The sequence below is a fragment of the Candidatus Latescibacter sp. IFSED24 genome (assembly GCF_058273205.1).
In genome coordinates, this window is the sequence record NZ_CM177850.1 from 1774226 (window position 1) to 1785522 (window position 11297).

Here is an 11297-nt window from a genome sequence, read left to right on the forward strand (position 1 = left end):
CGTCAGAGGAAGTTGGCCCGTCCGCGTCCAGGCGTTATGTTTGCCGGGGAAACCCGATCCGAAAGGACCCAGACATGCAGTACGAACACCTCGACTGCGATATTCGCGACGGCGCCGCCCGCGTCACCTTCCTGGGCTCCGGCAATCCCCTGCTGAGCGAGCTGTGCGACGAGTTCATCGATCTCATGCTCCGCCTGCAGGAGGACGCTGCCGTGCGCGCCATCCTGGTCAGCGACGGCGACCATGCCTTCGATCTGCAGCCCGACCTCTACAACCTGAGCAAGGACGCCGGCCAGAGCGGCGGTTTCGCGACCGTGGCCGCGGGCCTCGAAGTGGCGCAGCGCATGGTCAACCTCTGCCAGGAGTCCACCAAGCCGGTGATCATGGCGACCAGGGGCGATATCCGGGCCATCGGACTGGGCTTCTACATGACCGGCGACGTCCGCCTGGCAGGCAGCACCGCCAGCTTCACCGCGCCCGACATGACCGCCGGGCTGATGCCCGAATGGGGCCTGACCTACACGCTGCCCCGGGTGCTCGGGCCGGGCCGCGCGCTGGAGTTCCTCTGGTCGGGACGGACGCTGTCGGCCAGCGAGGCCTACTTCGCCGGCCTGGTCGACCGGGTGATCCCCGACACCCAGTGGGACGAGGTGATCGAGAGCCTGCTCCAGCGCCTCGCGCAACTGCCCCAGCCGCTGCTGCGGCTGACCAAGCTCGCCACCCAGCAGTCGGGCCAGTTCGACCTGGTCAGCATGCTCAGCTTCGAGTTCGAGGCCCAGCAGCAGTGCTGGGACAGCCAGGAATCCGCCGAGTGCCTCAAGGCCTGGCAGGATAACCGCACCCCGGTCTTCCACGCGCCCACCGCGCCGGAAGACGATTCATGACACATCCTTTCGGGAGGCAGGACGTGGGCCAGACCCTCATCGAGAAGATCCTCAGCAACCATGCCGCCGGTCCGGTCACGGCCGGCGAGATCGCCGACGTGACCATCGACGTGCGCGCGGCACGCGACTTCGGCGGCGCCAACGTGGTCAAGAACCTCCAGGCGGCCGGCCTCTCCGTGGCCGACCCCACCAAGACCGTCTTCACCTTCGACTGCAACCCGGGCGGCAGCGACCAGGGCTATGCCGCCAACCAGCAGCTCTGCCGCAGCTTCGCCCGCGAGACCGGGGTCGCACTGCGCGACATCGACAAGGGCATCGGCACGCACCTGGCCATCGAGGACGGCCTCGTGGGCCCCGGCGCCACCTTCGTCTCCACCGACAGCCACGCCAACATCATGGGCGCCGTGGGCGCCTTCGGGCAGGGTATGGGCGACCAGGACATCGCCGCGGCGTGGGCCCACGGCAAGGTCTGGTTCAAGGTGCCGCCCACCAAGAAGGTCATCCTCAAGGGCCGACCCGGCCCGGCTGCCACGGCCAAGGACATCACGCTGAAGATGGCCGCCGAACTCGGTGCCGCCGGCTTGCTGGGTTGCGCCGCCGAGGTCTGCGGCGACGTGGTCGACTCGCTCGACGTGGCCGACCGCGTGACCATCGCCTCCATGGCCACCGAGATGGGTGGCATCATCATCCTCTTCACGCCCAACCGCGCGGTGCTGGAGTTCTGCCGCGAGGCCAGCGGGCGCGACTGGGACGCCATCGCGGCCGACGATGACGCCCGGTACGTCGAGACCATCGAGATCGACATCGAAGGCCTCGCCCCCATGATCGCCCGGCCGGGCCATCCCGACGACGCGGTGGCCGTGGACGAGGTCGCAGGCCGCCGGGTGGACTCGATCTTCATCGGCTCCTGCACCAACGGCCGGCTCGAGGACCTGCGCGCCGCCGCCGACGTCCTGCGCGGCAAGCGCATCGCTCCCGACGTGGTGCTCAAGGTGGTGCCGGCCACCCGGAAGATCTGGGCCCGGGCGCTGGACGAGGGCCTCATCGAGGACCTGCTGCAGGCCGGAGCGCTGATCGGCAACGCGGGCTGCGCCGGCTGCGCCGCGGGCCAGATCGGCCAGAACGGTCCGGGCGAGGTCACCGTCTCCAGCGGCAACCGCAACTTCGCGGGCAAGCAGGGCAAGGGCGAGGTCTACCTGGCCAGCCCCGCCACCTGCGCCGCCACCGCACTGGCCGGGGTGATCTGCCGCGCCGATCGCATTCCCGAGCCGGTGGCTCCGTACGAAGCCGCCGTGGCCACGGGTACGGCCACCGCCGCGGCCGCCAGGCAGGCCGCGGGCGACAAGCCCACCACCGTGACCGGGCGCGTCTGGCTGGTGGGCGAGGACAACATCGATACCGACATGATCTTCCACAACCGCCACCTGGCCATCACCGACCTCGCCGAGATGGGGCCGCACACCTTCGGCAACCTGCCCGGCTGGGAGGACTTCCCGCGCAAGGTGCAGCCCGGCGACATCGTGGTCACGGGCGGTAATTTCGGCTGCGGCTCATCGCGACAGCAGGCCGTGGACTGCTTCAAGGCGCTGGGCGTTTCGCTGCTCATCGCGCGCAGCTACGGCGCCATCTACGAACGCAACGCCATCAACGCCGGCATGCCGGTGATGATCGCCGACCTGCTCGCAGCAGGCCTCGAGAACGGTCAGGAGATCACCGTCGACATGGCCACCGGCCTGATCACCTGGGACGGCGGCGAGGCGCGCGGCGAGCGGTTCAGCGAGGTGCAGCTGGAGATCTACCAGCGGGGCGGACTGCTGGCCTGATCACCACCGCCCGCGCACCAGACGAGCGAGGGGCCCGGCATGGCGCCGGGCCCCTTCGTCGTCAGCGCTGTCGGATGAGGCTAGAAGACGAACCACATCGAGGTGGTGAAGCGTTCGCCGGTGAGGTCCTTGGTGGCGTCGGCCGCCTCGGCCTCGTCGTCGCCCACGGTCGTGATGAAGTGGATGACTTCCAGGCCCCAGCCGAATTGCTTGGTGATCTTGTGCTTGAAGTTCAGGAACATGGACTGATTCTTCAGGTAGGCCGCGTCGATGCCCTCCATGTCCTCGTCCTTGGGATCGTCGAACCCGTAGCCCGCATTGAACTCGATCTTGGGGTTGGCGGGGACCTTCAGGCTCGCGAAGCCGCCCTGCGATTGGATCTCGGTGGCGCCGTCGGGATGCGAGGCATTGTAGTCGAAGCCGTAGTGCACGTACTCGCGGCCCACGCCCTGCCCCACGTAGAACTCGCCGTTGAGCGCGATGCCGCTCTCGCCGAAGGGCATCTTCAGCTCCACGGCCGCCATGTAGGGCGAGTAGTCGTTCTCCGACACGGTGACCGAGCGGAAACCGCCGCCGATGGCGAGCAGGCTGCCCTCGCCCAGCAGGTCGGAAGCACCGACCCGGCCGAGGATCCAGGGCATCTTCTCCTGCTGCTCCTGGTCGTTGGACACGCGATGCTTCATGGCGCTGACCAGGAACTCCAGGTTCTTGGGCTTGTAGCGCAGGGTGAGCTGGGGCACGCGCCACCAGAGGTTGCCCGACCACGACATCACGCCGAAGTCGATGGTGCCGGGATTCTGCTGGGCCACGGGCACCCAGTCCTGGCCGCCGCGGATGGTCAGGCCCTGGTCGTTCTTGGCCTCGACGAAGCCCAGCCGCAGGCGCGGCAGCAGGTTGTTGCTGGCGTTGCTGCCGTAGAAGTCCATCTCGAAGACCGCCCGGTAGGCCCAGTTGTCCTGGGTCTGCCCGGCCGAGAAGCCCAGGCGCGTGTCGCGCGGGTTGAAGCTCCACTGCTCCTGGCTGTCATCGGTGATGTAGGACATGAAATCCTGGGACAGGATCGCCGTATCGTAGTGCGTGTTGAAGATGGCCCGGCCCCAGATCTTCGTATCGACCGAGCTGGTGACCTCGCCGGCCACCGCGGGCAGCGACAACAGTACGAGCCCGAGCACGAGGCACGACGCGACGCGCATGACTCCGTTCATGAAACCGATCCGCATGTCCAACCTCCAGTTATGGAACCGTTCACGACTTCCCCTCCATACGATGAGTCAGCTGATTGCAAGTTCTGGACCGCTGGTAGGATTTTTCTGATCGAATGGCCTGGAGAGCCTGTAAAACGCCATTCCGACGTCTAGAATCTCTCTGGCCGAAGATTGACCACTCCTGAAATCAGGTGGTCATTCTCGCCGTGGACTGGGTGAATCCGGAGCAATGAGTTATTCCGCGCAAAATGTTGCCGGCCCCATCCTTGCAGTTTCCTCTGCATGGAAAATCACGATCTGTACAATCCCGCGTGGGTCCCACCCCACTGCCCCTCGCGCAAGTGCCACTTCCACAACCCCTTGAACAAAGGATGGCGCTGGAAACGCTCCGGCTACTACCGGCGAAAGGTGCCCCCAAACCGTATCCGCAGGTTCCGCTGCAAAGCCTGCGGCGTCACCTTCAGTTCACAGACCTTCAGCACCACCTACTGGCTCAAGCGGCCCGACATCCTCGACCAACTGCCCACCAAGGTCACCGGCGGCGCCTGCAACAGCCAGATCGCCTTCGACCTCGGCGTTGCGCCCTCGACCATCGACCGCCAGATCTACCGTCTCGGTCGGCATGCCCTGCTCTTCCACACCCGGATGATGCAGAACAGGCCTGTCTTCAAGGACCTGGCCATCGACGGCTTCGTTTCCTTCGAGCACAGCCAGTTCCACCCGTTCCATTTCCACGTCGCCGTGGACAGGGAGACCGCCTTCTTCCCCTACTTCACCGACAGCGAGGTACGCCGGTCGGGCACGATGACCCCGAAGCAGAAGGAGCGGCGCGCCGTCTACGAGCAGGTCCGCGGCAGGCCAGACCCGCAGGCCGTGCGTAAGGACATGCAGGAGCTGCTGGAATACCTGACCGAGGGCGCGAGTGCGATGACCATCCACAGCGACGAGCACAAGGCATATCCCAGGGCGTTGCGGGCTCTTAGCTGCCGGATCCGCCATATCGTGACCAGTTCGAAGGAGGTCCGCAACCGGATCAACAAGCTGTTCGAGATCAACCTGCTGGATCTGCTGATCCGCCATGGTGAGGCGGAGCACAAGCGGGAGACGATCGCTTACACGAAGCGTCGGAACAGTGCGGCTTACAAGCTGTCGATCTTCCTGGTGGTGAAGAACTACGTGAAGACGAAGCGTGTGCGGGGTTGTGGGCAAACGCCAGCGCAGCTGCTGGGTGTGTGTCGTCGACGGTTGACGGTGGGGGAGGTGTTGGGCAGGCGATTATTCGTGGATCAGGTGGGGTTGCCGGTGCGGTGGCGGCGGTACTACTGGCAGGAGGTGGTGACGCGGGCGCTGAAGATCAACAGGCGGCATGACTTGACGTACGCGGTGTGAAGTGGTTGCCGCTAATTCACTTGGGGGGTGGGAACATTCTTCGCGGAATAACACACACCATGAGCAAGATGGTCCCCTGGCGCGTGCCGAGTTCCGGAGGTGGGTCGGACCCTCAATCCAGTTGCCAGAACTCGCGCTGGATGCGGACCACCTTCTTGAGTCCCGGCACGCCTTCCAGACCGGATTGGCGCAGGCGATCGAGGTCCTTGGACGACAGCACGTCGAGGCCCGCCAGCCGGCGGATCACCCGGCTACCGGCATCCTTGATCCCCGCCACGCTGTAGCCGCCCTCCAGCACGTAGGCCAGCTTGCCGCCGCACAGGTCCTGGGCCAGGCGAACCACCACGTCGGTGATCAGGCCATAACCCTCGGCAGTGAGCGAGAGCTGGCCCAGCGGATCCTGGTGATGCAGATCGAAACCGCAGCTGACGAGCAGCAGCTGGGGTCGGTACTGGCGGGCGATGGGGTCGATCAGGCCGGTGAGGATGCGGGCGTAGTCGCGGTCTCCCACGCGGCGGTCGATGGGCACGTTCACGGTGAATCCGCGGCCGGCCCCCTCGCCAACCTCCTCGGCGGCGCCGGTCCAGGGGTAGGCGCCCGCGCGATGGATCGAGACGTAGAGCACGCCCGGATCCTGCCAGAAAACCTTCTGGGTCCCGTTGCCGTGGTGCGCGTCCACGTCCAGCAGCAGGATCCGCTCGAGCCCGTAGGCCTGCTGCAGATGCCGGGCTCCGATGGCGGCGTTGTTGTAGAAACAGAAGCCCATGGCCTGGTCCGGCTCGGCATGATGTCCCGGCGGACGCACCAGCGCGAAGCCGCGGTCGCAGCGCCCCGCCATCAACGAATCCAGGAGCTCGAGCAGACCGCCCACCGCGAAGAGCGCCGTGTCCTGGACCTTGACGGTCTCGGCCACGGCGTGGCCGTCGGGCTGCGTGGTCGGCCCCATGGCGCCCACCGTCCGCACGACGTGGTCGTGGGTGTGCACCAGCATGAGCTCCTCGACCGTGGCCTGGCGTGGCGGCAGCTTGCGCCAGCGATCCTCGAGCTCGGGATCCTCGAGCACGGTGAGCAGCGCGCGGAGGCGCTTGCCGCTCTCGTAGCTGGTGATCTTCTCGAGGTGGCCGCCGAAGCGATCGTCGATCACCAGCAGCAGCGGCTTGCGTGGCTCGGGCACGCCGCGCGGCTGGACCAGTCCGTACTCGTGGGCGCAGCGCAGGAGCTCCTCTCCCCACGGCAGATTCTGGCCCCTTTCCACCAGCACCGCCGCCGCCTCCCCGGCCCAGGGCCGGCTCCGGCTCGCGCGGAAGCATTCCTCGAAGAAGAAGGCGCCGGCCAGGCGGCGGGCCTCGGTGTCGGGCTGGGGATAGGGATTGGAAACCTCGGCCGCGATGAGCGCCTTGGCCTGGCGGCGCACCAGGAAGCTGATCTCGCGCTGAACCTCGACGGGCAGCTGCTCGACCCGGTTGGCCATGGCCACGATGTTGCGCAGGAAATGCCCCCGCGGATCATCGAGGTGGAAGACGTGGGGCCGCGCGTGCACGAAGCCCAGCGATTCGTAGAAGTCCACCGCCGTCGGCTCGGACTGCACCACGAGGCCGCCGAGGCGCGGTTCGTACAGCTTCCAGAGCAGCCAGGCGCCGGCCAGGAGCATGGCGCCCGCACCGCGGTGCACCCACTCGCCGCGCGCGGGCCGGCCGGTGGGTCCGCCGCGCGCCGTGGCCAGCCACTGCACCTCCAGTTCGCGGCGCCCGTACTCCACGACCGGCCGCACCAGCATCAGTCCGGCCAGCCGACCGTGCACCACGCAGGCGAACAGGTTGCGGTTCTCGCCACGCAGGAGCACGTCGAGGACGAACTTCAGGTTGAAGAACTCGAGGTTGCGGTCGGCCACCTGGAGCAGGCCGTCGCGTGTGAAGGGGAAGCGGCACATCAGCGCCGCGGTGTCCACGTCGACCACGCCCTTGAAGAAGACGTCGTGGTGGGCGGGGTTCCAGGGCAGGGCTTCGTCGGGGAACTCGATGCGCAGGTCCTCGACCAGGGTCAGCCTGGCGGCCGCGTCGCCGTCACCGGGATCGGCCTCGACCCGGGCCCGCAGCGTGGTCTCGGCCTCGGCCAGCCGGAAATCGAGCAGATCGATGAGCCCGGCCTGCCGTGCTCGGCGGCGCAGATGGTCGCCCGCTTCGTCAGCGTTCTCCTCGTGGTTCCCCTGCCGCGCGCGCCACTGGCCGAAGGCCAGGAGCAGCCGCTCCACCAGCGCCGGCTCGCCCTGGTGGATCCACTGGTGGCGCCGCACGTGCACCACCTCGCCGTCGATCTGGAATCGGGGCGACTCGGCGTCAGGCACCGGTGCCAGCCGGCCCGTGGCCAGCAGCTCGCGCAACGGCCTGGCCGCCGTGGGGTCGTGCCCCACGATGGTGGCCACCGCCGCGGTCAGGTGTCCCCGGTCGATCATGGGTGGGCGGGCCGTTCGCGTTCGCTCATCTCGAATCCTCCTGGCGGCGGCCACGGTCCTGCGCGGCCGGCCGCATCATAGCAGCCGTGCGACCTCGCCAGCCAGCCAGAACCTCAGCCCGGCCTTGCCAAATCCTGTGGCATTGCCGAGAATGCGGACACCTTGCGCAGCCTGGAGGCTTCATGACCACCTTCTCCCAGCGATTGCGACGCGGTCTGGTGATCCGTGGCCTGGTGCTGCTGCAGCCCCTGGACCTCGTCATCGGCTGCCTGGTCGCCGCCTTCTTCCTGACCTCGGCCGTGGTTTCCGACGGCGACGTGCCCCGCTCGCTGCAGGGCGCCCTGCTCATCATGCTGGTGATGTTCGTGGTGGGCGGCGCCATCGAGGTGATCGTCGAGGCGCTGCGCGAGACGCCCGGTCTGGGCACCGTGGTGGGCTTCATCACCAACGGACCGGAGGCGCTCTGCCTGCTGGTCGGGCTTTTGGCCGGCGACATCTTCTACGCCGCCAGCACCCCGCTGGGCTCGAACTTCATGAATCCGGTGATGCTCATGGCCGCCGCCATCTGCACCGGTTCCCTGGCCAGGATCCTCCGCTTCCACCCCGCGGTGACCGTGACCACGCTGGTGGTGACCGCCACCCTCGCCGGGGTCTTCTTCGCCCTCGACCCCAGCCACCATCCGTGGTGGATCCTCGTCGCCCTGGTGGCCAGCGGCGTGCTCTTCCGCCTGCGCTCGGGCGATCCCGGCCAGCTGGAGGACCAGAAGGCCTCGGTGCCGCGCTGGTCGGTGATCCCGGCCGGCTTGCTGCTCGTCGGCGCGGGTTACTTCCTCGACCCCGTGGTCAGCTTCACCGCCGAGGCCAGCCGCGCGCCCAAGGGCCTGATCGGCTTCTTCGTGCTCGCGGCGCTCACCAGCTGGCCCGAATTCCGGTCGTGCCTCAGCCTGCTGCAGCGCGACCGCGTGTCCTCGGCTGTGCTCAACATCACGGTCTCGAACATCACCAACCTCTGGCTGGCGCTCCTGGGCGTGGCGATCCACGTGCTGCTGCGCTGATCTACCCGGCCTGGAGCGCGTCCTCGATGGCCCGGCGCAGCGCCGGATCGTCCGGGGCCGTCCTGGGACCGAATCGCGCCAGGACCCGGCCCGAACGGTCGACCAGGTACTTGGTGAAGTTCCAGGTGGGCTCGTCCAGGTCCGCAGTCAGCAGGCGGTAGATCGGGCTGCGCTGGTCGCCCTTGACCCGGGACTTGGCGAAGAGCGGAAACGTGACGTCGTACCGGGTCTTGCAGAACCCCCGGATCTCGTCCGCCGACCCCGGCTCCTGCCCCATGAAGTCGTTGGACGGAAAGCCCAGCACGACGAAACCGCGGGGCGCCAGTTCGCGATAGAGCGCTTCCAGGCCCTCGTACTGCGGAGTCAGCCCGCATTTGCTGGCGGTGTTGACCACCAGGGCGACCTGGCCCGCATACTTCCCGAGGTCCACGGGCTGGCCCTCGAGCGATTCGGTCTGCAGCGTGTAGAGCGAGGCGGCAGCGGTGCGCGTGGCCAGCTGCGCGCCCGCCGAGAAGGTCCGCTGGGCCCAGAGCGCGGCGCCCGCCAGCACGGCGACCACGACGATGACGATGGCGATGGTGATCATCTTCATGACTTCCTCCGCTGGGGTCCGGAGGCACAACATAACGCGGGCGGTGCCGATGTCACCGGGAAGGGCTGGACGCGGTGGTCAAGTCTCGGGGAGCAGTTCGCGCTTGACCACCTTGCCGGCCGCGTTGCGCGGCAGACCGTCGCGGAAATGGATGGCCCGGGGAATCTTGTAGAGCGCCAGCTGGGTGCGGCAGTGCTGGAGAATGGCCGCGGCGTCGAGGTCGCTGCCGGGACGGGGCACCACGAAGGCCTCGATCGCCTCGCCCAGCAGTTCGTCGGGCACGCCCAGGACACAGGCCTCCTGGACCCCGGCCACCTCGGCGATGGTCTCCTCCACCTCCTTGGCGCTGACCCGGTTGGCGCCGGCCTTGATCATGTTCTTGATGCGGTCGACGAGCCAGATGAAGCCGTCCGCGTCGGTCTTGCCCAGGTCGCCGGTGTGCAGGCGCCGGCCCCGGAGCACGAGCGCGGTCTCCGCGGGGTCGTTCCAGTAGCCCTGCATGATGTTGTCACCCTCGGCGGTGACCTCGCCCACCTCGCCGGGAGCGCAGGGCGTCCCGTCGGGGCGGCGGACCACCAGGTCGACCCCGGGGATCCCCATCCCGATCGACCCGTACTTCTCGGGCAGCCGGTCCGGAGGCACCCAGCTCAGCCGCGCGCCGCCCTCGGTCTGGCCGTACATGACGAACAGGCGGATGCGCTCGGGCAGCGTCTCGCGGAGCTGGCGCTGCAGGGCCGGTGTCATGGCGCCGCCGGCCTGGGTGAGGTAGCGCAGATCCGGCCAGGGGCGCTTCAGGAAATCGGTGCGCGAGGCGAGGATGGCGTAGGTGGAGGGCACGCCCGAGAAGCCGCTCACCCGGCTCGCCTCGAGGTTGTCGACCACGGTGGCGGGGTAGGCGAAGCGGTTGTCGACGACCACCCGGCCGCCCACCGCCACGTGGGTCATCAGCAGGCTGTTGCCGAAGCTGTAGTGGAAGGGCAGCACGCAGAGCACGCTGTCGTCGCGGGTCAGTTCGAGATAGGCCAAGATCTGGCTGGTGTTGGCGGCCAGGTTGCCGTGACTCAGGGTCACGCCGCGGGGCATGCCGGTGGAACCGCTGGTGTAGAGGATGACGCAGAGGTCGTCCGCGGTGACGGGCACCTCGACCCGGGCGTCGGCGGCGCGTTCGAGGTCGGCGGCCAAGAGCACCGTGAGCCGTTCGGGAAGCTCCCAGTGCGGCGCCTGCCGGTCGAGGATCACGCAGCGCAGATCCGGCGCCGCGGCCACCAGGTCGGGCAGGTCGTGGCGGACCTGCAGCGCGCGCGTGATCAGCGCCACCGCGCCGCTGTCGGCGAGCAGGCTGGCGGTGGTGCGGGTCTTGTTGGCGCTGTTGAGCGCGACGCAGCACGCCCCGGCCTTGAGGATCCCGAAGAAGCCGGCCACGTACTCGAGGCCGTTCTCGAGCAGGAGCGCCACCCGGTCGCCGTGGACCACGCCCTGCTCCCGCAGGACATGGGCCACACGGTTGGCGGCGGCGTCGAGTTCGGCGTAGCGGAGGGTCTGCCGGCCGTGTTCGAGGACCACGACCTCGGGATGGCGGTCGGCGCTTGCCTGCAGCAGCTCATGGACCGGCGGATAATCCGCCATGACGCGCGCCTCCGGCTCAGGCCACTGCTTGCTTGCGGGAGACGAAGTTCGTCAGGTTCTCCACCGAATCCAGGTTCTCGGGCACCAGCTCCTCGTCGGCGATGGTCAGGCCGAAGTCCTGCTCGAGGAAGGCCACCAGTTCCATGACGCCGGTGGAATCGATGATGCCGTTGTCGAGCAGCGACATGGCGTCGTCCTGCAGCGGTTCGGTGTCCCCGAAGAGGAAATTCTCGACGATGTAATTCCGGATGGTGAGACGCGGGTCCATGGG

The 11297-nt window shown here is 68.0% G+C and carries 9 protein-coding genes; 4 read left to right on the forward strand and 5 right to left on the reverse strand.

Annotated elements, in window-relative coordinates:
- The first annotated feature begins 74 nt into the window (after positions 1 to 74).
- The gene (locus IFSED24_RS07370; protein ID WP_491334571.1) at positions 75 to 884 is read left to right on the forward strand and encodes an enoyl-CoA hydratase/isomerase family protein; all 810 of its coding nucleotides are present in this window, start codon (positions 75 to 77) and stop codon (positions 882 to 884) included.
- Positions 881 to 2707: an aconitase/3-isopropylmalate dehydratase large subunit family protein gene (locus tag IFSED24_RS07375; RefSeq protein ID WP_491334572.1), complete on the forward strand. Its 1827-nt coding sequence runs from the start codon at positions 881 to 883 to the stop codon at positions 2705 to 2707. Before IFSED24_RS07370 ends, IFSED24_RS07375 begins: the two co-directional genes overlap by 4 nt.
- Positions 2708 to 2787: 80 nt before the next feature.
- Here IFSED24_RS07375 and IFSED24_RS07380 read toward each other — a convergent pair whose 3' ends face one another.
- A complete protein-coding gene (locus IFSED24_RS07380; protein ID WP_491334573.1) occupies positions 2788 to 3927 on the reverse strand; it encodes a hypothetical protein in 1140 nt (379 codons plus the stop codon).
- A gap of 267 nt (positions 3928 to 4194) precedes the next feature.
- Between IFSED24_RS07380 and IFSED24_RS07385 the strand changes: the two genes are divergently transcribed.
- Positions 4195 to 5301 carry a hypothetical protein gene (locus IFSED24_RS07385; protein ID WP_491334076.1) on the forward strand — a complete coding sequence of 369 codons (1107 nt, stop codon included), beginning with the start codon at positions 4195 to 4197 and terminating at the stop codon, positions 5299 to 5301.
- A 112-nt stretch (positions 5302 to 5413) separates the two neighbouring features.
- Here the strand turns inward: IFSED24_RS07385 and IFSED24_RS07390 are convergent, their stop codons facing one another.
- Positions 5414 to 7753, reverse strand: coding sequence for a hypothetical protein (locus tag IFSED24_RS07390; RefSeq protein WP_491334574.1), 2340 nt, complete (start codon positions 7751 to 7753; stop codon positions 5414 to 5416).
- A 182-nt stretch (positions 7754 to 7935) separates the two neighbouring features.
- Between IFSED24_RS07390 and IFSED24_RS07395 the strand changes: the two genes are divergently transcribed.
- Complete coding sequence (locus tag IFSED24_RS07395; protein WP_491334575.1) at positions 7936 to 8808, forward strand: calcium:cation antiporter family protein; 873 nt, start codon at positions 7936 to 7938, stop codon at positions 8806 to 8808.
- Between the two features lies 1 nt (position 8809).
- Here IFSED24_RS07395 and IFSED24_RS07400 read toward each other — a convergent pair whose 3' ends face one another.
- The 3 genes from IFSED24_RS07400 to IFSED24_RS07410 all read right to left on the reverse strand — a co-directional run bounded on the left by IFSED24_RS07400 (position 8810) and on the right by IFSED24_RS07410 (position 11294).
- Positions 8810 to 9400 (reverse strand): glutathione peroxidase, encoded by a 591-nt coding sequence (locus IFSED24_RS07400; protein WP_491334576.1) that lies wholly within the window; start codon positions 9398 to 9400, stop codon positions 8810 to 8812.
- 78 nt (positions 9401 to 9478) lie between these two features.
- Positions 9479 to 11026: a class I adenylate-forming enzyme family protein gene (locus tag IFSED24_RS07405; protein ID WP_491334577.1), complete on the reverse strand. Its 1548-nt coding sequence runs from the start codon at positions 11024 to 11026 to the stop codon at positions 9479 to 9481.
- A gap of 16 nt (positions 11027 to 11042) precedes the next feature.
- Positions 11043 to 11294 carry an acyl carrier protein gene (locus IFSED24_RS07410; protein ID WP_491334578.1) on the reverse strand — a complete coding sequence of 84 codons (252 nt, stop codon included), beginning with the start codon at positions 11292 to 11294 and terminating at the stop codon, positions 11043 to 11045.
- Between the last annotated feature and the right edge of the window lie 3 nt (positions 11295 to 11297).